Below are 26537 nucleotides of genomic sequence, written 5' to 3'. Positions count from 1 at the left end.
TTGCGGGCAGACTTTCCAAAGGATTTTTTATTTTGATCAGGCCGCTTCCAAGCCATGGGTTACTTGATCGCGTTTTTCGGATTTTGTTTCCGGGTGTGATGTTTTTGTTGCTCAGCGGTTGCTCCAGCGTGAGCTATTACAGCCAGTTGGCCAGCGGTCAGTTGCAGTTGTTGCAGGCGCGTGAGCCGGTGGCCAAGGTGATCGCCGACCCCAGCCGCGATAGGGCATTACGCACACACCTGATCCAGTCGCAGAAGGCCCGCGCCTTCGCCAGCGAACAACTGCATCTGCCGGACAACCAGAGCTATCGCCTGTACGCCGACATCGGCCGGCCGTACGTGGTGTGGAACGTGTTTGCCACCCCGGAGTTTTCCCTGACCCCGCAGAACCATTGCTTCCCGATTGCCGGCTGCGTGGCCTATCGCGGCTACTACAGCCAGAGCGCCGCACGTGGCGAAGCGGCGATTCAGCGCCTGCAAGGCATGGACGTGTCGATTGGCGGCGTCGAAGCCTATTCGACCCTCGGCTGGTTCAATGACCCGATTCTCAACTCGATGATGGGCTGGGGTGACGAGCGCCTGGCCACGCTGATTTTTCATGAACTGGCGCATCAGCGCTTCTATGTGAAGGACGACACCGAGTTCAACGAGTCCTTCGCCACATTTGTCGAACAGCAAGGCACCCGACAGTGGCGGGCATTTCGTGGCCTGCCGCCAGACACCGACTCGCTGCTCATGCAGCGTGACCAGTTCATCGAGTTGGTGCTGGAAACGCGTTCACAACTGGAAAAGCTCTATGCCCAGCCGCTGCCGGCCGAGCAGATGCGCGAGCGCAAAACAGCGGCGTTCGAGCAGTTTCGTCGCGAATATCGATTGATGCGCGACAGCCAGTGGGCAGGGGACAAGCGTTATGACGCCTGGGTGAATATGCCGCTGAACAATGCGCGGCTGCTGCCGTTTGGGCTGTATGACCAGTGGGTGCCGGCGTTTGCAGCGTTGTTCAGCCAGGTTGGGGGGGATTGGGTGAGGTTTTATGTTGAGGTCGAAAAGCTGGGTGAGCTGCCGCTGACTGAGCGTAAAGCGGCACTTAGAGCGTTGGCAGAATCCTGATTTCGCATGGGCTGAGCCGGCCCCTTCGCGAGCAAGCCCGCTCCCACAGTTGAAATGCATTCTCCCTGTGGGAGCGGGCTTGCTCGCGAAGACTGACTCATCAGCGCCGCAGGAACGCCTGATGCAACTCGGCCAGCGTTTCAAAATGATAGGCCGGCGCTTCGGCACTCAATTCTTCAAAGCTGCCAAACCCATAGCCCACCGCCGCCGCATCCAGCCCGTTGCTGCGCGCGCCGATCAGGTCATGCTTGCGATCGCCGATCATCAGCGTATTGGCCGGATCCAGCCCCTCTTCGGCCACCAGGTGCGCGATCAGCTCGACCTTGTTGGTCCGCGTGCCATCCAGTTCGCTGCCGTAGATCACCTTGAAGTGTTTGGCAAAGTCGAAGTGCCGGGCAATCTCGCGGGCAAATTCCCAAGGTTTGGAGGTCGCGATATACAGCTGTCGCCCTTGGCCGCTCAAGGTTTCCAGCAGCGGTGTGACGCCATCGAACACGCGGTTTTCGTACAGTCCGGTGACCTTGAAGCGCTCGCGATAGAAGTTCACCGCTTCCCAGGCCTTGGCCTCGTCAAAGCCATAGAACTGCATGAACGCCTGCAACAGTGGCGGGCCGATGAAGTGTTCGAGCTTGGTCAGGTCCGGCTCATCAATGCCGAGTTTGCCGAGGGCGAACTGGATGGAACGGGTGATGCCCTCACGCGGGTCGGTCAGGGTGCCATCGAGGTCGAACAGTACGGTCTGGTAATGCATGAGAAATCCTGAGCAGGTGTAAGGCGATTCAGAGCTGGTCGTAGCCTTCGGCCAGATGCAGGTCCTTGAGCTTCACGTAGTTCGCCGCGCTGTAGGTGAAGAAGGCGCGCTCCTTGTCAGTCAGCGGGCGGATCTGTTTCACCGGGCTGCCCACGTACAGGAAGCCGCTTTCCAGGCGCTTGCCCGGTGGCACCAGGCTGCCGGCGCCGATGATCACGTCATCTTCGACCACCGCGCCGTCCATGACGATGCTGCCCATGCCGATCAATACGCGGCTGCCAACAGTGCAGCCATGCAGCATGACCTTGTGAGCGATGGTCACGTCATCGCCGATCAGCAGCGGGAAGCCGTCCGGGTTGAACGGCCCGGCGTGGGTGATGTGCAACACGCAGCCGTCCTGCACGCTGGTGCGCGCGCCGATACGGATGCGGTGCATGTCGCCACGGATCACGGTCAGCGGCCAGACGGAGCTGTCTTCGCCGATTTCGACGTCGCCGATCACCACCGCCGAGGCGTCGACAAACGCGCCTTTGCGCAACTGCGGGGTGTGATTCTGGTACTTGCGAACGGGCACGATAAGTTCTCTCTCTGTCGCCGATAGCTGCGGTGAGTGTCGATTGTAATTAAGATGGGCGCATGTTTCTTCCAGCCAAGGTGCCAACCGTGAGCGTGAACAACCCTCTTCTGCAGTCCTACGACCTGCCGCCGTTCTCCACGATCCGTGCCGAACACGTGCTGCCAGCCATTGAAACGATCCTGGCCGACAACCGCGCCGCCATTGCCGAGATCCTCAAGACTCAAGTCGAGAACCCGACCTGGGCCGGCCTGGTATTGGCGATGGACGAACTCAATGATCGCCTTGGCGCAGCCTGGAGCCCGGTCAGCCACCTCAACGCCGTGTGCAACAGCGCCGAACTGCGCGAAGCCTACGAGTCGTGCCTGCCGGCCCTGAGCGCCTACTCCACCGAGATGGGCCAGAACCGCGAACTGTTCCAGGCCTATGAAGCCCTGGCCAACAGCCCGCAAGCTGCCGGTTTCGAGGTGGCGCAAAAGACTATTCTGGAACACGCCCTGCGCGATTTCCGTCTGTCGGGTATCGACCTGCCGGAAGCCGAACAAAAGCGCTACGCCGAAGTGCAGAGCAAACTGTCCGAGCTGGGCAGCCGCTTCTCCAACCAACTGCTCGACGCCACGCAAGCCTGGACCAAGCACGTCACCGATGAAGCCGCCCTCGCCGGTCTGACCGATTCGGCCAAGGCGCAAATGGCCGCCGCCGCACAGGCCAAAGACCTTGATGGCTGGCTGATCACCCTGGAATTCCCGAGCTACTACGCGGTGATGACCTACGCGCAAGACCGTGCGTTGCGTGAAGAAGTCTACGCCGCCTACTGCACCCGCGCCTCGGATCAAGGCCCGAACGCCGGCCAGAACGACAACGGCCCGGTGATGGAAGAGATCCTCGACCTGCGTCAGGAACTGGCCAAACTGCTGGGCTTCGCCAGCTTCTCCGAGCTGAGCCTGGCCACCAAAATGGCCGAATCCAGCGATCAGGTGCTGAGTTTCCTGCGCGACCTGGCCAAGCGCAGCAAGCCGTTTGCCGCACAGGATTTGCAGCAACTGCGCGCCTACGCCGCCGAACAGGGCTGCGCCGATCTGCAAAGCTGGGACAGCGGTTTCTACGGCGAGAAGCTCCGTGAACAACGTTACAGCGTCGCTCAGGAAACCCTGCGGGCCTACTTCCCGATCGATAAAGTCCTCGGCGGTCTGTTCGCTATCGTCCAGCGTCTGTACGGCATCGAAATCGCCGAACTGAAAGGCTTCGACACCTGGCACCCGGACGTGCGCCTGTTCGAGATCAAGGAAAACGGCCAGCACGTCGGCCGCTTCTTCTTCGACCTCTACGCCCGCGCCAACAAGCGTGGCGGTGCGTGGATGGACGGCGCCCGCGACCGTCGCCGCACCGTCGACGGCGTGCTGCAAAGCCCGGTCGCCAACCTGGTGTGCAACTTCACCCCGGCCGACAGCGGCAAGCCGGCGCTGCTGACCCACGATGAAGTGACCACCCTGTTCCACGAGTTCGGCCATGGTCTGCATCACCTGCTGACCCGCGTTGATCACGCCGGTGTCTCCGGGATCAACGGCGTGGCGTGGGACGCGGTCGAGTTGCCGAGCCAGTTCATGGAAAACTGGTGCTGGGAGCCGGAAGGCCTCGCGTTGATCTCCGGTCACTACGAAAGCGGCGAACCACTGCCGCAGGATCTGCTGGAAAAAATGCTCGCAGCGAAGAACTTCCAGTCCGGCCTGATGATGGTCCGCCAGCTGGAGTTCTCGCTGTTCGACTTCGAACTGCACGCCACCCACGGTGACGGCCGCAGCGTCGCGCAGGTACTCGAAGGCGTGCGTGACGAGGTGTCGGTGATGCGTCCACCGGTCTACAACCGCTTCCCCAACAGCTTCGCGCACATCTTCGCTGGCGGTTACGCGGCGGGTTATTACAGCTACAAGTGGGCTGAAGTGCTGTCGGCGGATGCCTTCTCGAAATTCGAAGAAGACGGCGTGCTCAACGCACAAACCGGTCGTGCATTCCGCGAAGCGATTCTGGCCCGTGGTGGTTCGCAGGCGCCAATGGTGTTGTTCGTCGACTTCCGTGGCCGCGAGCCATCGATTGACGCACTCTTGCGCCACAGCGGCCTGAGTGAGGACGCAGCAGCATGAGTGAGGCACCTGTGATTACCAAGAAGCGCTTTATCGCCGGGGCCGTCTGCCCGGCGTGCAGCGAGCCGGACAAACTGATGATGTGGAACGAGGACAGCGTGCCGCACCGCGAATGCGTGGCCTGCGGTTACTCGGATACGCTCAACGAGCAGGGGTTGTCGGTTCCCAAGGAACTGGGCACGCGGGTCAATACCAGCGCGCTCAAACCGGCGCCGGACAAGACCGTCCAGGCCGTGCAGTTCTTCCCGAATCCGAAACTGAAGAAAAAGTCCGAAGACTGAGCCAGCGAATAACCCTCCACGGTGCAATGCCGTGGAGGGTTCGGCTTATTTGAGGTTGACTGACTGGAACCAGCTCTTCATCGAGCAGGTAGCAAACGCACTGGTGCTGCAATCGCCATTGGCCAGGGCGGTGCGCAGTTTGTCGACGTCGGCCTGCATCACATAGCGCACGCCATCCTTGAAATGGCCGCTCTCACCAAAACCGCCCTGAGTCATTTCATTCAGCGCGTCTTCCTTGCTCCAGCCCTGCACCACAATCCGGTACATCGCCGCCATCAGGCCGGTGCGGTCGGAACCATGCTTGCAATGCATCAACACCGGGCCATTTGCTTCGGCGGTCTGAATCGCGCGCAGGGTCTTGAGCACATCGGCGTCATCGACATGGTTGGTGCGATAAGGCAGTTGCACCTGATTGATGCCCGGCTCGGACAGCCAACTGCTGTCGGCTTCGGGCAGAAAGTTGATCACGGTCGCCACTTTGAGGTTCTTCAGCAACGGCACCGCACCGCCGTCCGGCAAGGCACTGCGATACAGCGTTGGCGACATCTGGAACAGGTTGTACTGCACTTCAACCGGTTGCGCCCACTCAGGCGGGCGCGATGTGACAGCGGCGTCAGCCTGGGCCGGCATCAAGTGCAGCAGGGCAACAAGCGACAAACACAAAGCAGGGAAAAGGCGCACTCGAGACATGCTGGGCTGACCGTATCGAAATTCATCAATGAAAGGCCTCGCAGCTTCTACGTCCGGCAGTCAAAGCCCTGTGAGCCACTTGTCAAAGAATCGTGAATCCGCACGATTTCATTGAACACCGCGTAAAAAAACGTGGGTTTTTCCGCTGAATCGGTTCATCCCGATGATTAGGCTGCTACCATTTGTCACACGATGTTGCAGCCGTCCCCCTTTTCCCGGTCAAACGGGCCACGCGCCGCGACGAAAAAATGCTCAAGCCGTTCGTAGAAACGGACAACCATCAATGCCTGATGAGGTGCACTCCCATGTCTGATGCAGATCGAGACAACCCGCGGCGTGAGTTCTTGCGCAAATCCCTGACCCTGATTCCCGTGGTTACCCTGGCCGGAACCGGTCTGGGCAGCAGCGTGCTGCAAGCTGCACCTGCAGCCACCCCGGCGGCGCCAGCCGCAACCCCGGCGAAATCCGAAGCCGGCGCTTACCAGCCGAGCCATTTCAGCGCCGAGGAATGGGCCTTCATCAACGCCGCCGTGGCGCAATTGATCCCCAACGACGATCAGGGCCCGGGGGCTCTGGAAGCCGGCGTGCCGGAATACATCGACCGTCAGATGAACACCCCGTATGCCGCCGGTGCCCTCTGGTACATGCAAGGCCCGTTCAACGCCGACGCGGCGCCGGAGATGGGCTGGCAGAGCAAACTGGTGCCCAAAGACATCTATCGCCTCGGCATCGCCGCCACGGATCAGTGGGCAAAATCGCTGAACGGAAAGACATTTGCTGAGCAAGACAGCGCTACCCGAGACGATCTGCTCAAGCAACTCGAAGCCGGCAAGCCGCAGTTCGATGCCGTTCCGGCAAAGATTTTCTTCAGCCTGTTGCTGCAAAACACCAAGGAAGGGTTCTTCTGCGATCCGATCCACGGCGGCAATAAAGGCATGGTCGGCTGGACCATGATCGGCTTCCCCGGCGCCCGCGCCGATTTCATGGATTGGGTGGAACGCAACGAGCAATACCCCTTCCCGGCAGTTTCGATTCGCGGCGAGAGGGCTTGAGCATGGCAACGGTAATGAAGAAGGTCGACGCGGTGATCGTCGGTTTTGGCTGGACCGGCGCAATCATGGCCAAGGAGCTGACCGAAGCCGGGCTCAACGTGCTGGCGCTGGAGCGCGGGCCGATGCAGGACACTTACCCCGACGGCAACTATCCGCAGGTGATCGACGAACTCACCTACAGCGTGCGGAAAAAACTCTTTCAGGACATCTCGAAAGAAACCGTCACCATCCGTCACAGCGTCACCGACATTGCCCTGCCGAACCGCCAATTGGGTGCGTTCCTGCCGGGTAATGGCGTGGGTGGCGCCGGTTTGCACTGGTCGGGCGTGCATTTCCGGGTCGACCCGATCGAGTTGCGCATGCGCAGCCATTACGAAGAGCGCTACGGCAAAAGCTTCATCCCCAAGGACATGACCATCCAGGACTTCGGCGTCAGCTACGAAGAGCTCGAACCGTTCTTCGATTTCGCCGAGAAAGTCTTCGGCACCTCCGGCCAGGCCTGGACCGTAAAAGGCCAACTGGTCGGCCAGGGCAAGGGCGGCAACCCGTACGCGCCGGATCGCTCGAACCCGTTCCCGCTGGAGGCGCAGAAGAACACCGTTTCCGCACAGCTGTTCGGCAAAGCGGCGACAGAGGTCGGTTACAAACCCTACAACCTGCCATCGGCGAATACTTCAGGGCCGTACACCAATCCCTACGGCGCACAGATGGGTCCGTGCAACTTCTGCGGATTCTGCAGCGGCTACGTTTGCTACATGTATTCCAAGGCTTCGCCTAACGTGAACATTCTGCCGGCGCTCAAGCCGCTGCCGAATTTCGAGCTGCGCGCCAACGCCCACGTGCTGCGGATCAACCTCGACAGCACGAAAAGCAAAGCCACCGGCGTCACCTACATCGATGCTCAGGGCCGCGAGATCGAGCAACCTGCAGATCTGGTGATCCTCGGCGCGTTCCAGTTGCACAATGTGCGCCTGATGCTGCTGTCCGGGATCGGCAAACCCTACGACCCGATTACCGGCGAAGGCGTGGTCGGGCGCAACTTTGCCTACCAGAACATGGCGACCATCAAGGCGTTCTTCGACAAGGATACCCACACCAACAACTTCATCGGTGCCGGCGGCAACGGCGTGGCACTGGACGACTTCAACGCCGACAACTTCGACCACGGCCCGCACGGCTTCGTCGGCGGCTCGCCAATGTGGGTCAATCAGGCCGGCAGCCGGCCGATTGCTGGCACTTCGAACCCGCCGGGCACCCCGGCCTGGGGCAGTGACTGGAAACGCGCGACCGCCGATTACTACACCCACCAGGTGTCGATGGACGCCCACGGCGCGCATCAGTCCTACCGTGGCAACTACCTCGACCTCGACCCGGTGTACCGCGATGCCTACGGCTTGCCGCTGTTGCGGATGACCTTCGACTGGCAGGAAAACGACATCAAGATGAACCGCTTCATGGTCGAGAAAATGGGCAAGGTCGCCCAAGCCATGGGCCCGAAAGCCATCGCGGTGATCGGCAAACAGGTCGGTGATCACTTCAACACCGCGGCCTACCAGACCACGCACCTTAACGGTGGCGCGATCATGGGCACCGATCCGAAGAAGAGCGCCCTGAACCGCTACCTGCAGAGCTGGGACGTGCACAACGTGTTCGTACCGGGTGCGTCGGCATTCCCGCAAGGTCTGGGTTACAACCCGACCGGGCTGGTGGCGGCATTGACCTACTGGTCGGCCAAGGCGATCCGCGAGCAGTACCTGAAAAACCCCGGCCCGCTGGTCCAGGCATAAGGAGCGATGACCATGAAAATTCTCGTTATCGCCACCCTGGCCCTGCTCGGCAGCGCCTCAATTCAAGCGGCCGAAGTTGATCAAGCGTTGATCAAACAAGGCGAGTACCTCGCCCGCGCCGGTGACTGCGTGGCCTGCCACACCGCCAAGGGTGGCAAGCCGTTCGCCGGCGGCCTGCCAATGGAAACCCCGATCGGCACGATCTACTCGACCAACATCACCCCGGACAAAACCGGCGTCGGTGATTACAGCTTCGAGGACTTCGACAAAGCGGTGCGCCATGGCGTTGCCAAAAACGGCAGTACGTTGTACCCGGCGATGCCGTATCCGTCCTACGCCCGTGTCAGCGAAACCGACATGCAGGCGCTGTACGCCTACTTCATGCACGGCGTCGAACCGGTCGCGCAGGAGAACAAGGCCAGCGACATTCCATGGCCGCTGAGCATGCGCTGGCCACTGATGGGCTGGCGCTGGATGTTCGCGCCGAAGGTCGAAGACTACAAGGCAACCACGGATGATCCGGTGATCGATCGCGGCGCCTATCTGGTCGAAGGCCTCGGCCATTGCGGCGCCTGCCATACGCCGCGTGCCCTGACCATGCAGGAAAAATCCCTGAGCGCGGCGGACGGCAAGAACTTCCTCGCCGGCAGTGCGCCGCTGGAAGGCTGGATCGCCAAGAGCCTGCGCGGTGATCACAAGGACGGTCTCGGCGGCTGGAGCGAAGCGCAACTGGTGCAGTTCCTCAAGACCGGACGCAGCGACCGCAGCGCGGTCTTCGGCGGCATGAGCGATGTGGTCACCCACAGCATGCAATACATGACCGACGCCGACCTGACCGCGATCGCCCGCTACCTCAAGTCGCTGCCAGCTACTGATCCAAACGATCAGCCGCACCAGTACGACGAGAAAGCCGCCAAGGCTCTGTGGAACGGCGACGACAGCCAGCGCGGCGCAGCGGTGTACATCGATAACTGCGCGGCCTGCCACCGCACCGATGGCCACGGCTACACCCGGGTGTTCCCGGCACTGGCGGGCAATCCGGTGCTGCAATCGGAGGATCCGACCTCGCTGATCCACATCGTGCTCAAAGGCGGCACCCTCCCGGCGACGCACACGGCACCCTCGACCTTCACCATGCCGGGTTTCGCCTGGCGCTTGTCGGATCAGGAAGTGGCGGATGTGGTGAGTTTCATCCGTGACAGCTGGGGCAACAAAGGCGCGCCGGTGAACGCGAACGAGGTCAGTCATTTACGCACCAGCGACATGACGACCACCTCGGCTGATGATCTCGGCCAGGCAACCCACAGCAACTAATAAAAGCCCTGTCCGTATTTAATACGGGCAGGGCTTTTTTGTATTACGCCACAACTAATATAGCGTCTGATCCATATTACGGGTTCATGATACTTACATAAGCCTTGGCCAACGCCAGCAACTTTTCCTTGTCATCTGCATCGATATCACCGTCACCATCGATATCCTTGTCATTGCGCACATCGAAGGTTTTGCCCCCGTCATAGGACGACGCAATGATAATCCGCGAATCCAGCAGAGAGTCGGCTGGCACGGCGTTCGCTGCATCCCAACCGGATTGCTTCAGTGCAAACTGCATGGACACCAGTACTTCATCCGGATCAACCGGAGTCGGACCAAGTTTCTGCAGAAAGACGCCGCGATGGTTAAAGTTAGACACTTTTAATTCCTTTTAAATATTGAATAGCAGAATGACAACAAGGCGAATACTAACGACATTGCAAGTTGCACTGCTACTTGAAACATGTGTCTCCAGGTTGCAATAAAAAGGCGCAATCAATAAACCGGATACCCTGTTCCCATACCCCGAATCGCCGAACGGCACTGGCTGTTTACTCGCACCGGCGATACTGTATGCACATACAGCCATCAGGACCCATCCGATGCACACGCCCTTGCCTCCCCGCGGTCGCGGCACCGCGACCAACCCGCACAACCGCTTCGCGCCGAATCGTTCGGTAGCCGAGGACGACGGCTGGTATCAGGAAGTGCCCGAGACGCAAAACACCGAGGTGATGATCGAGACCGCGAAAACCATCATCACCCGCAACACCTCGCCAGACCTGCCCTTTGATCGTTCGATCAATCCCTATCGCGGCTGCGAGCACGGCTGCATCTATTGCTACGCGCGGCCCAGCCACGCCTATTGGGACATGTCGCCGGGGCTGGATTTCGAAACCCGGCTGATCGCCAAGACCAACGCCGCTCAAGTGCTGGAAGAGCAGCTCAGCAAGCGCGGCTATCAGTGCGCGCCGATTAACCTGGGTTCCAACACCGATCCGTATCAACCCATCGAGCGCGAGCACCGGATCACCCGCCAGACCCTCGAAGTGCTGCTTCGCTACCGGCACCCGGTGACCATCGTCACCAAAGGTTCGCTGATTTTGCGCGACCTCGATCTGCTCACCGAGCTGGCACAGCAACGGCTGGTGGCGGTAATGATCAGCCTGACCACGCTGGACGATGAACTCAAACGCATCCTCGAACCCCGTGCCGCTGCACCGAAAGCACGGCTGCGGGCGATCCGGGTGATGCGTGAAGCGGGGATTCCGGTGGGGGTACTGTGTTCACCGATGATTCCGATGATCAACGACAGCGAAATCGAAAGCTTGCTGACCGAGGCGCACGCCGCCGGGGCGCAAAGCGCCGCGTACATGATGCTGCGCCTGCCGCTGGAGGTCGCGCCGCTGTTCGAGGAGTGGCTGCAGGCGCACTACCCGCAGCGCGCGGCCCATGTGCTGAGCCTGGTGCGCCAGAGCCGTGGCGGCGAGCTCTACGACAGCCGTTTCGGCGCCCGCATGCGCGGCGAAGGGCCGTTCGCCGACCTGCTCGCACAACGTTTTGCCAAAGCCATTAAACGCCTCGGTTTAAACCACCGTGAGGGCTATAACCTCGATTGCACTGCCTTCTGTCCGCCGGGTCGCCAGATGTCGTTGATTTAGCGACAATTAGCCTATGGTTGATGGGTTGGAATCCTTCCGCCGAAACAGACCAGTCACGTTTTTTGCGACCTGGAACACACGTTCTAGAGCGCTTTATTCAGTTTGAGTTAAGTTTCGGCGGCTACCTTGTTCATCGAGTGACTGACGGGTCGGGATGACCCGGATGTTTTAAACAGCCACTGGCTTCACATCGGAATACACGGGAATGACTCCCCGAATCCGCCAAAGAGGATGAATCATGAGTGACAAGGATAAACAGCCGTTGGCTGCGTCGGCGCAAGCCGTCCCTGGGGCGGAGTCCGCCGATGCAGCGCTGCGACAGATCGTTGACGGCTTTTTGCATTTTCATCATGAGGTCTTCCCGCAGCAGGAAGAACTCTTCAAGAAACTCGCCACGGCCCAGGCGCCAAAGGCGATGTTCATCACCTGCGCCGACTCGCGCATCGTGCCCGAACTGATCACCCAGAGCTCGCCGGGCGATCTGTTCGTGACCCGTAACGTCGGCAACGTCGTGCCGCCTTACGGCCAGATGAACGGTGGCGTTTCCACCGCGATCGAATACGCGGTACTGGCGCTGGGCGTGCAGCACATCATCATCTGCGGCCACTCCGATTGCGGCGCCATGCGCGCAGTGCTCAATCCGGACAGCCTGGAAAAAATGCCGACTGTCAAAGCCTGGCTGCGTCATGCGGAAGTGGCGAAGACCATGGTGCATGACAACTGTCACTGCGCCGACGAAAAAGAAAGCATGCCGATCCTCACCGAGGAGAACGTCATCGCCCAATTGCAGCACTTGCGTACCCATCCCTCGGTAGCCTCGCGCATGGCGAACGGTCATTTGTTCATCCATGGCTGGGTCTACAACATCGAAACCAGTGAAATCAAAGCTTACGACGCGGATCAGGGACGTTTCCTGCCGCTCGACGGCAGCCATCCGATTCCGGTGGCGACGCCCAAAGCGCGCTTCTAAATCTTCCTAAACATCTGTGTGGTTTGACGCCGGCCGCTGTTTCAGCGGCTCGGCGAAGCCATGCCTGAAGAAAACTTCGGGAGAGTCACCATGCGTGCTGCTCAATTGAAAGCGGTGTTGCCACGGGAGCTGCTCGCTTCAGTGGTTGTGTTTTTGGTCGCCTTGCCGCTGTGCATGGGTATCGCGATTGCGTCAGGGTTGCCGCCGGCCAAGGGTCTGATTACCGGGATCATCGGTGGTCTGGTGGTCGGTTGGCTGGCGGGGTCGCCGTTGCAGGTCAGTGGTCCCGCGGCGGGTCTGGCGGTGTTGGTGTTCGAACTGGTGCGCCAGCACGGCATCGAGATGCTCGGGCCGATTCTGCTGCTCGCGGGTTTCCTGCAACTGGTGGCCGGTCGCCTGAAGCTCGGTTGCTGGTTCCGGGTGACGGCGCCAGCGGTGGTGTACGGCATGCTCGCGGGGATCGGAGTGCTGATTGTGCTCTCGCAAGTGCATGTGATGCTCGATGCCAAGCCGCAACCCTCCGGTCTGGATAACCTCACGGCATTCCCCAGCGCGGTGGCGCAAGCCTTGCCATCGCTCGGCTGGCAGGCCGGGTTGCTTGGGCTGGCGACCATAGCGGTGATGTGGCTATGGGAGAAATTCCGTCCGAATTCGCTACGGTTTGTTCCCGGTGCATTGCTCGGCGTCGGTCTGGCCACGGGCGCCAGCCTGCTGCTGGCGTTGCAGGTGAAACGGGTCGAGGTGCCGGAGAATCTGGCCGAAGCCATCGACTGGCTGAAACCGGCGGACCTGCTCAGCCTGGCCGATCCGACGCTGCTGATCGCCGCGTTCGCCGTGGCGTTCATCGCCAGCGCCGAAACCCTGCTGTCTGCTGCGGCAGTGGACCGCATGCACAACGGGGTGCGTTCGGACTTCGACCGTGAGCTGTCGGCGCAAGGTGTCGGCAACATGCTCTGCGGTCTGGTCGGGGCACTGCCAATGACCGGGGTGATCGTGCGCAGTTCAGCCAACGTCCAGGCCGGTGCGACCACGCGTTATTCGACGATCCTCCATGGTCTGTGGCTGCTGGCGTTCGTGCTCTTGCTGTCGAGCGTGCTGCAAAGCATTCCGGTGGCGAGTCTGGCGGGGGTGCTGGTGTATACCGGTTTCAAACTGGTCGACCTCAAGGCCTTTCGCGGTCTGGGCCGTTACGGACGGATGCCGATGTTCACCTACGCCGCCACGGCGCTGGCGATCATCTTTACCGATCTGTTGACCGGTGTGCTGATCGGTTTCGGTCTGACCCTGGTGAAACTGGCGTTCAAGGCTTCGCGCCTGAAGATCAGCCTGATCGACCTGCCACAGGACGGTGAGATGGAGTTGCGCCTGATCGGTGCGGCGACGTTCCTCAAGGTGCCGGCGCTGACCCAGGTGCTGGGCAGCATTCCCGCAGGTACGACGGTGCATGTGCCGCTCAATAACCTGAGCTACATCGACCATTCGTGTCTGGAGTTGCTGGAGGAATGGGGTCGGGCGAATGCGGCGAAAGGGTCGAAGCTATTGATCGAGTCGCGCGGGTTGAAGCGCAGGCTTGAAGGCAGGGTGCGGACCAATACCGGAATCGGCGCTGCCGGCTAAATTTACTGGTTGAACTCAACCCCTGTAGGAGTGAGCCTGCTCGCGATGGCGGTGGGTCAGTCAACAAAGATGTTGATTGATCTATCGCCATCGCGAGCAGGCTCACTCCTACATTCGATTGTGTGTAACTCAGGCAGCAGGCTGGTCGAGCTCGAGGCCCACACCCAGTCGGCGGCCCATGCACGGCCAGCGTTTCCACGCGGCGCCGGTGTCCGGGCTGCTGAGTTTGTCGCGGTAGGCTTCTACCGACTCCAGCGCAAAACTCTCGTCGTCGAGCATCTCGTCGATAGTGTGATGCACGACTTCGTCCAGTTGATTGGCAAATTCCTCACCGAGCAATTGGTGAGCAATCAAATTGGCGACCGTCATGTCCAAGGGGATCAGTGGCTGGCCGAGATGCTTGATGTACAGGTCGTTGACCTCTTCGACAAAGCGGTGCGCCAGATAGGCTTCGTCCAGCAGATTGTCCAGGCCGACCGGCGGCTGGAGGAAGTACTGCTCGGCGATTTTCAGCACCGGTTTGATCTGCGACTCGATTCCCGCTTCCCTGGCGACTTCATTGGCTGCATCCAGCATGTCTGGTACTTCGTCGATATAAGCAGTGACGAAGCTCGTCAACGCTTCTTCGCGGTTAGCGTCCGGCAACTGGATGGCCGAATGCAGATGAGGCAACTTGGCTTCCAGCTGACGCTTGAGCCGTCCGGTTTCATTTTCGGTTTGTCGGGCTTTTTGGATCTGCTCGCGCAATGCGGCGGTGTTCATGAAAACTCCAGGGTACAAGGCAATGAAATAGGGAAGACATAACTTAGCTGCCTTACGAAAAATGCTAAGACGCATTTGTCATAATTATTTCATCCTTGATGCACCTGCGTTATATCGATTTGCCACCACTCGTCTGCATCCTTCTCCATTCGTGCCCTTGAACGCAAGTGCCAGCTGTTTCAGGTCATTTTCGTGTGCACATTGCAATTTCCCGTCGCTGTCTATACTCGCCAGTGAATGGAGTTAGCTGATGACGCCCGACTGCACCCGCAGCAAGGCCCGGCGATTCAAGTTCGTAGTCTGATGCAGCCGCTCCCTTGCCGCAGGCGAAAGCCGGCGGGATAACAAGAACGATAAGGGGAACCCGCAATGATGCGACATCCACACGTCTGGATGGGCCTCCTGTTGTGGTCGATTTTCAGCCCGGCACATGCTGCCTGGACTGTGAATATGGCGCCTGGAGCGACTGAAATCAGTCACGCAGTATTCGACCTGCACATGACCATTTTCTGGATCTGTGTGGTGATCGGGATCATCGTCTTCGGCGCCATGTTCTGGTCGATGATCGTGCATCGCCGCTCGACCGGGCAGGTCGCCGCAAAATTCCACGAAAGCACCACCGTCGAAATTCTCTGGACCGTCGTGCCGCTGCTGATTCTGGTGGCGATGGCCGTTCCGGCGACCGCCACCCTGATCCGCATGTACGACACCAGTGAGCCGGATATCGATATCCAGATCACCGGTTATCAATGGAAGTGGCACTACAAATACCTGGGCCAGGACGTCGAGTTCTTCAGCAACCTGGCCACCCCCGCCGAACAGATCCATAACAAGGAAGCCAAGGGCGAGCACTACCTGCTCGAAGTCGACAAGCCCCTGGTGCTGCCGGTCGGCGCCAAGGTGCGCTTCCTCGTGACCTCTGCCGACGTCATTCACTCGTGGTGGGTGCCGGCGTTCGCGGTCAAGCGCGATGCGATCCCGGGGTTCGTCAACGAAGCCTGGACGCGGATCGACAAGCCCGGCATCTACCGTGGCCAATGCGCCGAGTTGTGCGGCAAGGATCACGGCTTCATGCCGATCGTGGTCGACGTCAAAGAGAAGCCCGACTACGAAAAATGGCTGGCCGACCGCAAGGCTGAAGCGGCGCAGCTCAAGGAGCTGACCAGCAAGGAATGGACGCTGGACGAGCTTAAAGAGCGCGGCGACAAGATCTATCACACCACCTGCGTGGCCTGTCACCAGGCCGAAGGCCAGGGCCTGCCGCCGATGTTCCCGGCGCTCAAAGGCTCGCCGATTGCCACTGGGCCAAAAGCCGACCACCTGCACCGCGTGTACTTCGGCAAGCCCGGCACCGCGATGGCGGCGTTCGGCAAGCAGTTGTCGGAAGTCGATATCGCAGCGGTCGTGACCTACGAACGTAACGCCTGGGGCAACAACAAGGGCGACATGGTCACGCCAAAAGAAGTGCTGGAGCTCAAACAGGCGGAAAGCAAATGAGCCGGTCCATCGCGTACTTCGTGAACCGGCCGGGGCAGCGCGCCCCGGCCAGCCCAGCCCACTCACGTAAAGGAGACCGGCCATGAGCGCTGTAATCGATGACCACGGTCATGCCGACCACGCCCACGGCCCCGCCAAAGGCCTGATGCGCTGGGTGCTGACCACCAACCACAAGGACATCGGCACGCTGTACCTGTGGTTTGCGTTCTGCATGTTCCTGCTCGGCGGCTCGTTCGCCATGGTGATCCGCGCCGAGCTGTTCCAGCCCGGCCTGCAGATCGTCGAGCCGGCGTTCTTCAACCAGATGACCACCATGCACGGCCTGGTGATGGTCTTCGGTGCGGTGATGCCGGCGTTCGTCGGCCTCGCCAACTGGATGATCCCGTTGATGATCGGCGCGCCGGACATGGCCCTGCCGCGAATGAACAATTTCAGCTTCTGGCTGCTGCCGGCGGCGTTCCTGCTGCTGGTTTCGACCCTGTTCACCGCCGGCGGCGGACCTAACTTCGGCTGGACGTTCTACGCCCCGCTGTCCACCACCTATGCGCCGGAAAGCGTCACCTACTTCATCTTTGCCATCCACTTGATGGGGATCAGTTCGATCATGGGCGCGATCAACGTGATCGCCACCATCCTCAACCTGCGCGCCCCCGGCATGACGTTGATGAAAATGCCGCTGTTCGTCTGGACCTGGCTGATCACCGCGTTCCTGCTGATCGCGGTGATGCCGGTACTGGCCGGGTGCGTGACGATGATGCTGATGGACATCCACTTCGGCACCAGTTTCTTCAGCGCAGCCGGTGGCGGTGACCCGGTGCTGTTCCAGCATGTGTTCTGGTTCTTCGGCCACCCCGAGGTGTACATCATGATCCTGCCGGCCTTCGGCGCCGTCAGCCAGATCATCCCGACCTTCTCGCGTAAGCCGCTATTCGGCTACACCTCGATGGTCTACGCCACGGCGAGCATCGCGTTCCTGTCGTTCATCGTCTGGGCGCACCACATGTTCGTGGTCGGCATCCCGCTGGTGGGCGAGCTGTTCTTCATGTACGCGACCATGCTCATCGCCGTGCCGACCGGGGTGAAGGTGTTCAACTGGGCGAGCACCATGTGGCAAGGCTCGCTGACCTTCGAGACGCCGATGCTGTTTGCCGTGGCGTTCGTGATCCTGTTCTCGATCGGCGGTTTCTCCGGGCTGATGCTCGCCATCGCCCCGGCGGATTTCCAATACCAGGACACCTACTTCGTGGTCGCGCACTTCCACTACGTGCTGGTGCCGGGGGCGATCTTCGGGATCTTCGCCTCGGCCTATTACTGGCTGCCGAAGTGGACCGGGCACATGTACGACGAAACCCTCGGCAAGCTGCACTTCTGGCTGTCGTTCGTCGGCATGAACATGACCTTCTTCCCGATGCACTTCGTGGGCCTGGCGGGAATGCCCCGGCGGATCCCGGACTACAACCTGCAGTTCGCCGACTTCAACATGGTTTCGTCGATCGGCGCGTTCATGTTCGGTGCCACGCAGATCTTCTTCCTGTTCATCGTGATCAAGACCATCCGTGGTGGCGCGCCAGCCCCGGCCAAACCGTGGGATGGCGCCGAAGGCCTGGAGTGGAGCGTGCCGTCACCGGCGCCGTATCACACCTTTACTACGCCGCCGGAAGTGAAATGAAACGCCTGGCCTTTGTAGGAGTGAGCCTGCTCGCGATGAGCTGGACGCGGTGTGTCAGGCACACCGCCATCGCGAGCAGGCTCACTCCTACAGGGGGTGGTGTAGAGGGTTGGAATCATGGCTGACTCGATCTCGCTGAAAAAACTCGTCACCCGCCTGCTGGGGGTCGTCGTGGCGATGTTTGTCTTCGGCTTTGCCCTGGTGCCGATCTACGACGTGATGTGCAAGGCCTTCGGCATCAACGGCAAGACCGCCGGGCAGTACGAGGGCGAGCAGGTTGTGGATAAGTCGCGGCAGGTGCGCGTGCAGTTTCTGTCGACCAACAACATCGACATGCCGTGGGAGTTCTACCCCAAGCACGATGAGCTGACCGCCAACCCGGGCGCAGTCAACGAGATGATTTTCGTCGCGCGTAATCCCACCGACAAACCGATGAGCGCCCAGGCCGTGCCGAGTATCGCGCCCAGCGAAGCGGCGGCGTATTTCCACAAGACCGAATGCTTTTGCTTTACCCAGCAGGTGCTACAGCCGGGTCAGCAGATCGAAATGCCGGTGCGTTTCATCGTTGACCGCGACATGCCCAAGGACGTGAAGCACCTGACGCTGTCCTACACGCTGTTCGATATCACCGCCCGACATCCTCCGGTGGCTGCAAACACTGGCGGTTAAGCGTGCCCGATAAGGAGAACAATAAATGGCAAGTCATGAGCACTATTACGTCCCGGCCCAGAGCAAATGGCCGATCATCGCCACGTTCGGCATGGTCATCACCGTGTACGGCCTGGCGACCTGGTTCAACGATCTGAAGGCGGCGCGTCCGGAATCCCACGGCCCGTACATCTTTTTCGTCGGTGGGTTGTTGCTGGCGTACATGCTGTTCGGCTGGTTCGGCGCGGTGATCAAGGAAAGCCGCGCCGGGCTGTACAGCCCGCAGCTCGATCGCTCGTTCCGCTGGGGCATGAGTTGGTTCATCTTCTCCGAGGTAATGTTCTTCATCGCCTTCTTCGGTGCGCTGTTCTACGTGCGGCACATCTCCGGCCCGGCGCTGGGTGGCGAAGGCCCGAAAGGCATTGCGCACATGCTCTGGCCGAACTTCCAGTTCACCTGGCCGCTGCTGCACACGCCTGACCCGAAACTGTTCCCGCCGCCCAAGGAAGTCATCAGCCCGTGGGGCCTGCCGCTGATCAACACGATCCTGCTGGTCAGTTCCAGCGTGACCATCACCATCGCCCACCACGCCTTGAAGAAGGGCCATCGCGGCGCGCTGAAAATCTGGCTGGCGATCACCGTGCTGCTGGGCTGCGGCTTCCTCGCCTTGCAGGCCGAGGAATACATGCACGCCTACCACGAACTGGGCCTGACCCTGGGTTCAGGCATCTACGGCGCGACGTTCTTCATGCTCACGGGGTTCCACGGCGCCCACGTGACCATCGGCACGATCATTCTGTTCGTGATGCTGATGCGCATCATGAAGGGCCACTTCGATGCCGAGCATCAGTTCGGGTTCGAGGCAGCAAGCTGGTACTGGCACTTCGTCGATGTGGTGTGGATCGGCTTGTTCATCTTCGTTTACGTGCTCTGAGGGCTGATCACCAAGGCGCGTGCGACACCAGTTGGCCGCTGTAAAAGCCCCAGGCGATCAAGCCGACGGTGGCAGCGGCCAGTGCCACCCGAACACTCAAGGCGATGACCAGGCGATTGGAGCTGCTGTCGTCCTTGACCAGGAAAAACAGGCCGCTGAACAGGCTGATCACCGTGGCAATCAGCAGCACGACAATGGCTGCTTTGAGCATGGGAAGACTCCGGGGGACAGGCGATGCAGTTGAGTATAGCGATCGCGACGACTGACTTTGTGGCGCGGCCATGAAGCGCTTTCGCCCAGGCGTGATACCGACCGTGGTGGTGGCCCTGTTGCTGCCGCTGCTGGTGTCGCTGGGCTTCTGGCAACTGGGCCGCGGCGCGGAGAAAACCGCCCTGCTCGCCAGTTACGCCGAGCGCCGCGCCGCCGCGCCGATGGCCAGCAACGAATTGCTGCACAGCACCGACCCGGCTTATCGCCGGGTACATCTTTACGGTCAGTTCGATGGCGCCCACAGCCTGTTGCTCGATAACCGCCAGCGCAACGGCAAGGTCGGCATCGAACTGCTGCAACCGTTTCAGGACCGGGCCAGCGGTCTCTGGCTGCTGGTCAATCGTGGCTGGCTGCCGTGGCCGGACCGCCGCATAACCCCGAAATTCACCACTCCGACTGACGTGTTGAGTCTCGACGCCTGGGTCTACGTCGCTCCCGGCGCGACCTTCCAGTTGCACGCCGATCCGGCCAGCAGCACCTGGCCGCAAACCATCACCGCCGTCGAGCCGGCCAAGCTGTGGAAAACCCTCGAGCGCGACGGTTTCGCCTACGAACTGCGCACCGAACCCGGCCCGGCCAGCTACGAGGCTGATTGGCCGGTGGTCGCCATGGGCCCGGAAAAACACTTCGGTTACGCCGTGCAGTGGTTCGCCATGGCCACCGCCCTGTTCGGTCTCTACCTCTACCTTGGATTGCACAACGCAAAGGAGAAAAACCATGGGAACGGCCATGAATCCACCCAGCATGTCTGAGGCGAAACCTGCCGCCACCCGTCGTCGTGGCCGGATCCAGCTGCTGCTGATCCTGCTTGGCGTGGTCGGCCCGATGATCCTCGCCACCGGCATGTACAAACTGCAGTTCTGGGTGCCGGACGGTCGCAGCTATCACGGCGAACTGATCGGCAACGGCCAGTCCCGTGCCGACCTCGGCGTGCAGGCCGACGAACAGCGCTGGCAGATGCTGGTCACCGCACCCAAGGACTGCGCGGTCGATTGCCAGCAACTGGTGTACCTCGCCCGGCAGATCCAGATCGGCCTCGGCCGCGATGCCGGGCGCGCCAGCCACGCCCTCGCCGCCGCGCAACCGCTGAACGCCGATTACGAAGCCAAGCTCACCCGCGAATACCCGCAGTTGCAACGCTACCCGCTGGACGCCGCCACCTTCAGCAAGACCACCGGCGACAAGGCCACGCCGCAGCTGTGGATCATCGACCCGCACGGCAACCTCGTGCTGCGCTACGACCCGAACGTGAAGGGTAAGGATCTGCTCAACGACCTGCGCCACCTGCTGAAACTGTCGAACATCGGATAAGGGCATCGTCATGGCCAAACCTGGATTTCGCCTCGCGCTGTTTGCCACCCTGCTGGCACTGATCGTCGTGCTGCTCGGCGCCTACACCCGCCTGACCCACGCCGGCCTTGGATGTCCGGACTGGCCGGGCTGCTACGGCTTTATCAGCGTGCCGAAAAGCGAGGCCCAACTGGCCCATGCCGAGCTGCATTACCCCGACTCGCCGGTGGTGGCGCACAAGGGCTGGAACGAGATGATCCACCGCTACTTCGCCGGCACCCTCGGCCTGCTGATTTCGATCCTGGCCGGGCGCGCCTGGGTCAATCGCCGGCATCCCGGCCAGCCGCTAAAGCTGCCGCTGTTCCTGCTGGCGGTGGTGTTCGCCCAAGCGGCATTCGGCATGTGGACGGTGACGCTCAAGCTCTGGCCGCAAGTGGTTACCGGGCATCTGCTCGGCGGCTTTGCGACATTGAGCCTGCTGTTCCTGCTGACCTTGAGGTTGTCCGGCGTGCTGCCGGCGCTGACCGTGCCCAAGCGCTTGCAGTACTGGGCGACCGCCGGGCTGTTGCTGGTGATCGGCCAGATCGCCCTCGGTGGCTGGGTCAGCTCCAACTACGCGGCGGTGGCCTGCATCGACTTTCCGACCTGTCACGGCCAATGGCTGCCGCCAGCCGACTTTGCCAACGGCTTTCACCTGACCCAGCACATCGGCCCGAATTACCTCGGCGGCCAGCTCGACAGCGATGCGCGCACGGCGATTCACCTGACCCACCGCATCGGCGCCTTGCTGGTCACGCTGGTGCTGCTCGGTCTGGCCTGGCAACTCAGGGCCGTCGGCATGACGCGGCTCGCCGGGCTGGTGCTGGTCGCCCTCGGCGCACAAATCACCCTTGGCATCAGCAACGTGCTGTTCCATCTGCCGCTGCCGGTGGCGGTGGCGCACAACGCCGGCGGCGCAGCGCTGCTGTTGACCATGGTGCTGGTCAATTACCACGCGCGGACCAGTCTGGTCCGGGTCAAACAGCCGGTACTGGCGCGCTGGCGCCTCAGCACGCGTAAGCACGTGGCCGCGCCTATAACGATAAAAGGAGAAACGCCATGGCGCTTCTGATCGGCGAACGTCCCGCGCAAGCGCTGTGGCGTGACTATCTGGAGCTGACCAAGCCGAAAGTGGTGGTGCTGATGCTCATCACCTCGCTGGTCGGCATGTTCCTCGCGACCCGCGCCGGGGTGCCGTGGACGGTGCTGGTGTTCGGTAATCTGGGAATTGCGCTGTGTGCCGGCGGGGCAGCGGCGGTCAACCATGTGGTCGACCGGCGCATCGATGCGGTGATGGCGCGCACGCATAAACGGCCATTGGCGGAAGGTCGGGTTTCGCCAGCGGCGGCGCTGACCTTTGCACTGGTGCTGGCGCTGCTCGGTCAGGCCATGTTGCTGACCTTTACCAATCCGCTGACGGCGTGGCTGACGCTGGCCTCGCTGCTCGGTTACGCGGTGATCTACACCGGTTTCCTCAAACGCGCGACACCGCAGAACATCGTCATTGGCGGCCTCGCCGGCGCGGCCCCACCGCTGCTCGGCTGGACCGCCACCACTGGCCATGTCAGCGCCGAACCGTTGCTGCTGGTGCTGATTATCTTCGCCTGGACCCCGCCGCACTTCTGGGCGCTGGCGATTCATCGCAAAGAGGAATACGCCAAGGCCGACATCCCGATGCTGCCGGTGACCCACGGTGAGCACTACACCAAGGTGCATATTCTGCTGTACACCTTTGCGCTGCTGGCGGTCAGTCTGCTGCCGTACGTGATTCACATGAGCGGCGTGCTCTACCTGCTCTGCGCCCTCGCGCTGGGCGCAAGGTTTCTGCAATGGGCCGTGGTGCTGTACCGTGGCACTCGGCCGCACGCGGCGATCAACACCTTCAAGTACTCTATTTATTACTTGTTCCTGTTGTTCATCGCCCTGCTCGTAGACCACTACTTACTGTTGAACCTATGACTCGAACCCAGAAAACCGTCTTCATCCTCGTCGCCGTGATCGCGCTGATCCTGGGACTTACCGTCAACAAAGTGCTGAGTGGCAAAGGCCAGGGCGACCCCACCGCGCTGATCGACGCCGGCATCATCCTGCTGCCGCAAAGCCGCACCCTGCCAGGCGTGACGATGACTAATCAGGATGGCCAACCGGTCGCCATCGACGAGTTGAAAGGCAAGTGGAGCCTGCTGTTCTTCGGCTACACCTTCTGCCCGGACATCTGCCCGACCACCCTCGCGCAACTGCGCCAGATCAAGAGCGAGTTGCCCAAGGACGCTGTGGATAAGTTGCAGATCGTGCTGGTCAGCGTTGACCCGAACCGCGATAACCCGCAGCAGTTGAAGCAGTACCTGGGCTACTTCGACCCGCAGTTCATCGGCCTGACGCCGAAGTCGATCGAAGAGCTGCAGAAGGTGGCGAACGCAGTGAGCATTCCGTTCATTCCGGCCGATACCAGCAAGCCGAACTACACCGTGGATCACAGCGGCAACCTGGCGGTGATCGGGCCGGACGGGACGCAGCGTGGGTTTATTCGTGCGCCGTTGAACAACGCCAAACTGGTCGCACAACTCCCGGTAATGCTTAACCGCAAATAAGGTCACCACTGTTCCAATGTGGGAGCGGGCTTGCTCGCGAATGCGGTGGGACAGATAAAGATATGGCGACTGACACACCGCATTCGCGAGCAAGCCCGCTCCCACAGGGGATTTGTGTCAGGCAAAAAAAGGGAGCCACTTGGGCTCCCGTTTTGTACACAACCAACCAAATCAGAACGCCGGCAACACCGCGCCTTTGTACTTCTCGGTGATGAACTTCTTCACTTCCGGGCTGTGCAGCGCAGCAGCCAGTTTCTGCATCGCGGCGCTGTCCTTGTTGTCCTCGCGGGACACCAGGATGTTCACGTACGGCGAGTCGTTACCTTCGATCACCAGCGCATCCTTGGAGGGATCGAGCTTGGCTTCCAGCGCGTAGTTGGTGTTGATCAGCGCCAGATCGACCTGGGTCAGCACGCGCGGGATGGTCGCGGCTTCCAGTTCACGGATTTTCAGGTCTTTCGGGTTTGTCGCGATGTCTTTGACAGTCGACAGGATGTTTTTCGGATCCTTCAGCGTGATCACGCCCGCCTTGGCCAGCAGCAACAGCGCACGGCCGCCGTTGGTGGCGTCGTTCGGGATCACCACGTTGGCGCCGCTTGGCAGGTCCTTCAGATCCTTGATCTTGTTCGAGTACGCGCCCAGTGGCTCCAGATGCACGCCAGTCACCGCGACCAGATGGGTGCCCTTGGCCTTGTTGAACTCATCAAGGTACGGCTGGTGCTGGAAGAAGTTGGCATCCAGACGCTTTTCAGCGACCTGTACGTTCGGCTGAATGTAGTCGGTGAACACCTTGACCTTCAGATCCACGCCTTCTTTGGCCAGAGCCGGCTTCACGAATTCGAGGATTTCCGCGTGCGGCACCGGAGTGGCGGCAACGGTCAGGGTTTCAGCGTGGGCCGAAAAAGCGGCTACGGCAGCGAAAGCAGCGATCAGTTTTTTCATTCAGCTAACTCCTTTTCAAAGCGCCCGTATGGCGCCTGCCAGCGAATGGCCGGCTCATTTCTTGATTACAAAAACCGGTTATTTGCGCGAGAAATGCACGACCAGTCGATCACCTACCATTTGCAGCACTTGTACCAGAATCAGCAGCAACACCACGGTGACGATCATCACGTCAGTCTGGAAACGCTGGTAGCCGAAACGGATCGCCAGGTCACCCAGACCACCGGCACCGACCACACCGGCCATCGCCGTGTAGGACACCAGCGTAATCGCCGTCACCGTAATCGCTGCGAAGATGCCCGGACGGGCTTCCGGCAGCAAGGCGTTCATGATGATCTGCCGGGTGGTCGCGCCCATCGACTGGGTCGCTTCGATGATGCCGCGATCGACTTCACGCAGCGCGGTTTCCACCAGACGCGCGAAGAACGGGGTCGCCCCCACCACCAACGGCGGAATCGCACCGGCCACGCCCAGCGAGGTGCCGGTGATCAGCACGGTGAACGGGATCATCACGATCAACAGAATAATGAACGGCAGCGAACGCAGGATGTTCACCGCCAGCGACATGAAGGCGTAGAGGCCACGGTTTTCCAGGAGCTGACGCGGGCTGCAGAGAAACAGCAACACACCCAGCGGCAGGCCGAGCAGCACGGTAAACAGCAGCGAACCGCCGAGCATCAGCATGGTGTCGCCGGTCGCCAGCCAGATTTCGTACCAGTCGATATTGGTGAAGAAACTCATCAGGGCTTCCATTAACGCAGCACCTCCATGTGAACGTCAGCGGCGGTGAAGCGGGCGAAGGCCGCTTCCATGTCGCCACCGGTGACGGCGAGGGTCAATTGCCCGTAAGGAATGTCTTTGATGCGGTCGATGCGACCGGCGAGGATGCTGTAGTCGACGCCGGTTTCCCGGGCGACAGTACCGAGCAACGGCGCGTAGGTCGCTTCGCCCTGGAAGGTCAGACGCACGATGCGACCCGGCACGTGAGCGAAGTCATCGCGCTGTTCGCTTTCGTCGATCTGCTCGCTTTCCTGCACAAAACGCTTGGTGGTCGGGTGCTTCGGATGCAGGAACACATCGGCCACCGAACCTTGCTCGACGATCACCCCGGCGTCCATCACTGCCACCTGATCGCAGACGCGACGGATCACGTCCATCTCGTGGGTGATCAGGACGATGGTCAGTTTCAGTTCACGGTTGATCTCGGCCAGCAGTTGCAGGACTGACGCGGTGGTCTGCGGATCGAGGGCGCTGGTGGCCTCGTCGCACAGCAGAATCTTCGGCTTGGTCGCCAGGGCGCGGGCGATGCCGACGCGCTGCTTCTGGCCGCCGGACAATTGCGCCGGATACTTCTTGGCGTGGTCGGACAGACCGACCCGCGCCAGCAACTCGGCGACGCGCTGGTTGATCTCGCTGGTGGACAGTTCACCGGCCAGGGTCAGCGGCAGCGCGACGTTGTCGGCGACAGTCTTGGACGCAAGCAGGTTGAAGTGCTGGAAGATCATCCCGACCTGCTGGCGGAAACGGCGCAGGCCGTTGGCGTCCAGTGCGGTGACTTCTTCGCCGTCGACGATGATCTTGCCGCCGCTGGACTCTTCCAGGCGATTGATCAGACGCAGCAGGGTACTTTTTCCCGCACCGGAATGGCCGATCAGGCCGAAGACCTGACCGTTTTCAATCGAAAGACTGGTCGGGTGCAGGGCGGGAATGTCCTTACCGGCGACGCGGTAAGTTTTGTGGACGTTTTGAAACTCGATCACGTAGCGAACCTTGTGGGGCGCGTTAGAAAAGGATCAGCGGTTAGCCGGGCGCGCATTTTAGCCTGTCCGTATAGAGGTTCTTAGCATTTATTTCGCAATCAACCTTCGATTTGGCAATAACAAGATCAAAGGTCATAAAAAAGGAACGCCCAAAACCCTCGTCAGTCACTAAGTAAGCGACTTGAAAA

The 26537-nt window shown here is 60.8% G+C and carries 27 protein-coding genes; 18 read left to right on the top strand and 9 right to left on the bottom strand.

The features are described from left to right. The first annotated feature begins 32 nt into the window (after positions 1 to 32). Entirely contained in the window at positions 33 to 1109 is a 1077-nt protein-coding gene (locus tag QMK55_RS13995; protein ID WP_320329387.1) for an aminopeptidase, read from the top strand. A 100-nt stretch (positions 1110 to 1209) separates the two neighbouring features. Here QMK55_RS13995 and QMK55_RS13990 read toward each other — a convergent pair whose 3' ends face one another. Together QMK55_RS13990 and QMK55_RS13985 are read right to left on the bottom strand one after the other, a co-directional pair. After that, positions 1210 to 1860 carry an HAD family hydrolase gene (locus QMK55_RS13990; RefSeq protein WP_320329386.1) on the bottom strand — a complete coding sequence of 217 codons (651 nt, stop codon included), beginning with the start codon at positions 1858 to 1860 and terminating at the stop codon, positions 1210 to 1212. Between the two features lie 28 nt (positions 1861 to 1888). After that, positions 1889 to 2434 carry a gamma carbonic anhydrase family protein gene (locus tag QMK55_RS13985; protein ID WP_102355441.1) on the bottom strand — a complete coding sequence of 182 codons (546 nt, stop codon included), beginning with the start codon at positions 2432 to 2434 and terminating at the stop codon, positions 1889 to 1891. A 62-nt stretch (positions 2435 to 2496) separates the two neighbouring features. On the opposite strand from QMK55_RS13985, the gene prlC reads away from it, so the two are divergent. Both prlC and QMK55_RS13975 read left to right on the top strand, forming a co-directional pair. After that, entirely contained in the window at positions 2497 to 4575 is a 2079-nt protein-coding gene (gene prlC / locus QMK55_RS13980) for an oligopeptidase A (RefSeq protein WP_320329385.1), read from the top strand. Next, positions 4572 to 4856, top strand: a complete 285-nt coding sequence (locus QMK55_RS13975) for a YheV family putative zinc ribbon protein (RefSeq protein WP_007962808.1) — start codon at positions 4572 to 4574, stop codon at positions 4854 to 4856. The genes prlC and QMK55_RS13975 overlap by 4 nt, the downstream gene beginning before the upstream one ends. A 45-nt stretch (positions 4857 to 4901) precedes the next feature. Here the strand turns inward: QMK55_RS13975 and QMK55_RS13970 are convergent, their stop codons facing one another. After that, positions 4902 to 5546 (bottom strand): dual specificity protein phosphatase family protein, encoded by a 645-nt coding sequence (locus tag QMK55_RS13970; RefSeq protein WP_320329384.1) that lies wholly within the window; start codon positions 5544 to 5546, stop codon positions 4902 to 4904. Between the two features lie 305 nt (positions 5547 to 5851). On the opposite strand from QMK55_RS13970, the gene QMK55_RS13965 reads away from it, so the two are divergent. From QMK55_RS13965 to QMK55_RS13955, 3 genes are read left to right on the top strand one after another with little or no spacing between them, the layout of a single operon-like run. Continuing rightward, the gene (locus tag QMK55_RS13965) at positions 5852 to 6598 is read left to right on the top strand and encodes a gluconate 2-dehydrogenase subunit 3 family protein (protein ID WP_320329383.1); all 747 of its coding nucleotides are present in this window, start codon (positions 5852 to 5854) and stop codon (positions 6596 to 6598) included. Positions 6599 to 6600: 2 nt separating this feature from the next. Further along, positions 6601 to 8385: a GMC family oxidoreductase gene (locus QMK55_RS13960; RefSeq protein ID WP_320329382.1), complete on the top strand. Its 1785-nt coding sequence runs from the start codon at positions 6601 to 6603 to the stop codon at positions 8383 to 8385. A gap of 12 nt (positions 8386 to 8397) precedes the next feature. Next, positions 8398 to 9699, top strand: coding sequence for a cytochrome c (locus QMK55_RS13955; RefSeq protein ID WP_320329381.1), 1302 nt, complete (start codon positions 8398 to 8400; stop codon positions 9697 to 9699). A gap of 76 nt (positions 9700 to 9775) precedes the next feature. Here QMK55_RS13955 and QMK55_RS13950 read toward each other — a convergent pair whose 3' ends face one another. Continuing rightward, the gene (locus QMK55_RS13950; RefSeq protein WP_102355446.1) at positions 9776 to 10078 is read right to left on the bottom strand and encodes a hypothetical protein; all 303 of its coding nucleotides are present in this window, start codon (positions 10076 to 10078) and stop codon (positions 9776 to 9778) included. A 223-nt stretch (positions 10079 to 10301) separates the two neighbouring features. Between QMK55_RS13950 and QMK55_RS13945 the strand changes: the two genes are divergently transcribed. From QMK55_RS13945 to QMK55_RS13935, 3 genes are all read left to right on the top strand, one after another. Beyond that, positions 10302 to 11360 carry a PA0069 family radical SAM protein gene (locus QMK55_RS13945; protein ID WP_102355447.1) on the top strand — a complete coding sequence of 353 codons (1059 nt, stop codon included), beginning with the start codon at positions 10302 to 10304 and terminating at the stop codon, positions 11358 to 11360. Positions 11361 to 11598: 238 nt separating this feature from the next. Next, positions 11599 to 12330 carry a carbonic anhydrase gene (locus tag QMK55_RS13940; RefSeq protein ID WP_025112327.1) on the top strand — a complete coding sequence of 244 codons (732 nt, stop codon included), beginning with the start codon at positions 11599 to 11601 and terminating at the stop codon, positions 12328 to 12330. 90 nt (positions 12331 to 12420) lie between these two features. Continuing rightward, positions 12421 to 13947, top strand: a complete 1527-nt coding sequence (locus QMK55_RS13935) for a SulP family inorganic anion transporter (RefSeq protein ID WP_102355449.1) — start codon at positions 12421 to 12423, stop codon at positions 13945 to 13947. 129 nt (positions 13948 to 14076) lie between these two features. Here QMK55_RS13935 and QMK55_RS13930 read toward each other — a convergent pair whose 3' ends face one another. After that, positions 14077 to 14709, bottom strand: coding sequence for a hypothetical protein (locus tag QMK55_RS13930; protein WP_320329380.1), 633 nt, complete (start codon positions 14707 to 14709; stop codon positions 14077 to 14079). Positions 14710 to 15078: 369 nt separating this feature from the next. Between QMK55_RS13930 and coxB the strand changes: the two genes are divergently transcribed. From coxB to QMK55_RS13910, 4 genes are all read left to right on the top strand, one after another. Then, on the top strand, positions 15079 to 16206 hold the full coding sequence (coxB, locus tag QMK55_RS13925; protein ID WP_320329379.1) for a cytochrome c oxidase subunit II: 1128 nt from the start codon (positions 15079 to 15081) through the stop codon (positions 16204 to 16206). A gap of 82 nt (positions 16207 to 16288) precedes the next feature. Further along, positions 16289 to 17875, top strand: a complete 1587-nt coding sequence (ctaD, locus tag QMK55_RS13920) for a cytochrome c oxidase subunit I (protein ID WP_102355451.1) — start codon at positions 16289 to 16291, stop codon at positions 17873 to 17875. 117 nt (positions 17876 to 17992) lie between these two features. After that, positions 17993 to 18544 carry a cytochrome c oxidase assembly protein gene (locus QMK55_RS13915; protein ID WP_102355452.1) on the top strand — a complete coding sequence of 184 codons (552 nt, stop codon included), beginning with the start codon at positions 17993 to 17995 and terminating at the stop codon, positions 18542 to 18544. A gap of 25 nt (positions 18545 to 18569) precedes the next feature. After that, positions 18570 to 19457: a cytochrome c oxidase subunit 3 gene (locus QMK55_RS13910; RefSeq protein WP_102355453.1), complete on the top strand. Its 888-nt coding sequence runs from the start codon at positions 18570 to 18572 to the stop codon at positions 19455 to 19457. Between the two features lie 7 nt (positions 19458 to 19464). Here QMK55_RS13910 and QMK55_RS13905 read toward each other — a convergent pair whose 3' ends face one another. Continuing rightward, on the bottom strand, positions 19465 to 19668 hold the full coding sequence (locus QMK55_RS13905; protein ID WP_041073718.1) for a twin transmembrane helix small protein: 204 nt from the start codon (positions 19666 to 19668) through the stop codon (positions 19465 to 19467). Positions 19669 to 19738: 70 nt separating this feature from the next. On the opposite strand from QMK55_RS13905, the gene QMK55_RS13900 reads away from it, so the two are divergent. Genes QMK55_RS13900 through QMK55_RS13880 form a run of 5 tightly spaced genes read left to right on the top strand, consistent with a single transcriptional unit; the run spans position 19739 to position 23647 of the window. After that, entirely contained in the window at positions 19739 to 20479 is a 741-nt protein-coding gene (locus QMK55_RS13900; protein WP_320329378.1) for an SURF1 family protein, read from the top strand. Beyond that, the gene (locus QMK55_RS13895) at positions 20445 to 21038 is read left to right on the top strand and encodes a hypothetical protein (RefSeq protein ID WP_102355454.1); all 594 of its coding nucleotides are present in this window, start codon (positions 20445 to 20447) and stop codon (positions 21036 to 21038) included. The genes QMK55_RS13900 and QMK55_RS13895 overlap by 35 nt, the downstream gene beginning before the upstream one ends. A gap of 10 nt (positions 21039 to 21048) precedes the next feature. Beyond that, a complete protein-coding gene (locus QMK55_RS13890) occupies positions 21049 to 22128 on the top strand; it encodes a COX15/CtaA family protein (RefSeq protein ID WP_320329377.1) in 1080 nt (359 codons plus the stop codon). After that, positions 22116 to 23015 (top strand): heme o synthase, encoded by a 900-nt coding sequence (gene cyoE / locus QMK55_RS13885; RefSeq protein ID WP_320329376.1) that lies wholly within the window; start codon positions 22116 to 22118, stop codon positions 23013 to 23015. Before QMK55_RS13890 ends, cyoE begins: the two co-directional genes overlap by 13 nt. Continuing rightward, on the top strand, positions 23012 to 23647 hold the full coding sequence (locus QMK55_RS13880) for an SCO family protein (protein ID WP_102355457.1): 636 nt from the start codon (positions 23012 to 23014) through the stop codon (positions 23645 to 23647). Before cyoE ends, QMK55_RS13880 begins: the two co-directional genes overlap by 4 nt. A gap of 171 nt (positions 23648 to 23818) precedes the next feature. Here QMK55_RS13880 and QMK55_RS13875 read toward each other — a convergent pair whose 3' ends face one another. The 3 genes from QMK55_RS13875 to QMK55_RS13865 all read right to left on the bottom strand — a co-directional run bounded on the left by QMK55_RS13875 (position 23819) and on the right by QMK55_RS13865 (position 26349). Next, the gene (locus QMK55_RS13875) at positions 23819 to 24589 is read right to left on the bottom strand and encodes a MetQ/NlpA family ABC transporter substrate-binding protein (protein ID WP_102355458.1); all 771 of its coding nucleotides are present in this window, start codon (positions 24587 to 24589) and stop codon (positions 23819 to 23821) included. A gap of 78 nt (positions 24590 to 24667) precedes the next feature. Beyond that, entirely contained in the window at positions 24668 to 25342 is a 675-nt protein-coding gene (locus QMK55_RS13870) for a methionine ABC transporter permease (protein ID WP_102355459.1), read from the bottom strand. Next, positions 25342 to 26349 carry a methionine ABC transporter ATP-binding protein gene (locus tag QMK55_RS13865; RefSeq protein ID WP_102355460.1) on the bottom strand — a complete coding sequence of 336 codons (1008 nt, stop codon included), beginning with the start codon at positions 26347 to 26349 and terminating at the stop codon, positions 25342 to 25344. Before QMK55_RS13865 ends, QMK55_RS13870 begins: the two co-directional genes overlap by 1 nt. Positions 26350 to 26537 lie beyond the last annotated feature (188 nt).

The sequence above is a fragment of the Pseudomonas sp. P8_229 genome (assembly GCF_034008635.1).
Taxonomy (GTDB): Bacteria; Pseudomonadota; Gammaproteobacteria; order Pseudomonadales; family Pseudomonadaceae; genus Aquipseudomonas.
The sequence above is the reverse complement of the archived record's forward strand: the minus strand, read 5'-3'. Positions and strand labels throughout refer to the sequence as shown.

What these genes read in the sequence shown, in the direction of transcription:
- QMK55_RS13990 (WP_320329386.1), bottom strand. Translation starts at nt 1,860, where the DNA reads ATGCATTACCAGACCGTACTGTTCGACCTCGATGGCACCCTGACCGAC.
- prlC (WP_320329385.1), top strand. Translation starts at nt 2,497, where the DNA reads ATGTTTCTTCCAGCCAAGGTGCCAACCGTGAGCGTGAACAACCCTCTT.
- QMK55_RS13975 (WP_007962808.1), top strand. Translation starts at nt 4,572, where the DNA reads ATGAGTGAGGCACCTGTGATTACCAAGAAGCGCTTTATCGCCGGGGCC.
- QMK55_RS13970 (WP_320329384.1), bottom strand. Translation starts at nt 5,546, where the DNA reads ATGTCTCGAGTGCGCCTTTTCCCTGCTTTGTGTTTGTCGCTTGTTGCC.
- QMK55_RS13965 (WP_320329383.1), top strand. Translation starts at nt 5,852, where the DNA reads ATGTCTGATGCAGATCGAGACAACCCGCGGCGTGAGTTCTTGCGCAAA.
- QMK55_RS13960 (WP_320329382.1), top strand. Translation starts at nt 6,601, where the DNA reads ATGGCAACGGTAATGAAGAAGGTCGACGCGGTGATCGTCGGTTTTGGC.
- QMK55_RS13955 (WP_320329381.1), top strand. Translation starts at nt 8,398, where the DNA reads ATGAAAATTCTCGTTATCGCCACCCTGGCCCTGCTCGGCAGCGCCTCA.
- QMK55_RS13945 (WP_102355447.1), top strand. Translation starts at nt 10,302, where the DNA reads ATGCACACGCCCTTGCCTCCCCGCGGTCGCGGCACCGCGACCAACCCG.
- QMK55_RS13940 (WP_025112327.1), top strand. Translation starts at nt 11,599, where the DNA reads ATGAGTGACAAGGATAAACAGCCGTTGGCTGCGTCGGCGCAAGCCGTC.
- QMK55_RS13935 (WP_102355449.1), top strand. Translation starts at nt 12,421, where the DNA reads ATGCGTGCTGCTCAATTGAAAGCGGTGTTGCCACGGGAGCTGCTCGCT.
- QMK55_RS13930 (WP_320329380.1), bottom strand. Translation starts at nt 14,709, where the DNA reads ATGAACACCGCCGCATTGCGCGAGCAGATCCAAAAAGCCCGACAAACC.
- coxB (WP_320329379.1), top strand. Translation starts at nt 15,079, where the DNA reads ATGATGCGACATCCACACGTCTGGATGGGCCTCCTGTTGTGGTCGATT.
- ctaD (WP_102355451.1), top strand. Translation starts at nt 16,289, where the DNA reads ATGAGCGCTGTAATCGATGACCACGGTCATGCCGACCACGCCCACGGC.
- QMK55_RS13915 (WP_102355452.1), top strand. Translation starts at nt 17,993, where the DNA reads ATGGCTGACTCGATCTCGCTGAAAAAACTCGTCACCCGCCTGCTGGGG.
- QMK55_RS13910 (WP_102355453.1), top strand. Translation starts at nt 18,570, where the DNA reads ATGGCAAGTCATGAGCACTATTACGTCCCGGCCCAGAGCAAATGGCCG.
- QMK55_RS13905 (WP_041073718.1), bottom strand. Translation starts at nt 19,668, where the DNA reads ATGCTCAAAGCAGCCATTGTCGTGCTGCTGATTGCCACGGTGATCAGC.
- QMK55_RS13900 (WP_320329378.1), top strand. Translation starts at nt 19,739, where the DNA reads ATGAAGCGCTTTCGCCCAGGCGTGATACCGACCGTGGTGGTGGCCCTG.
- QMK55_RS13895 (WP_102355454.1), top strand. Translation starts at nt 20,445, where the DNA reads ATGGGAACGGCCATGAATCCACCCAGCATGTCTGAGGCGAAACCTGCC.
- QMK55_RS13890 (WP_320329377.1), top strand. Translation starts at nt 21,049, where the DNA reads ATGGCCAAACCTGGATTTCGCCTCGCGCTGTTTGCCACCCTGCTGGCA.
- cyoE (WP_320329376.1), top strand. Translation starts at nt 22,116, where the DNA reads ATGGCGCTTCTGATCGGCGAACGTCCCGCGCAAGCGCTGTGGCGTGAC.
- QMK55_RS13880 (WP_102355457.1), top strand. Translation starts at nt 23,012, where the DNA reads ATGACTCGAACCCAGAAAACCGTCTTCATCCTCGTCGCCGTGATCGCG.
- QMK55_RS13875 (WP_102355458.1), bottom strand. Translation starts at nt 24,589, where the DNA reads ATGAAAAAACTGATCGCTGCTTTCGCTGCCGTAGCCGCTTTTTCGGCC.
- QMK55_RS13870 (WP_102355459.1), bottom strand. Translation starts at nt 25,342, where the DNA reads ATGGAAGCCCTGATGAGTTTCTTCACCAATATCGACTGGTACGAAATC.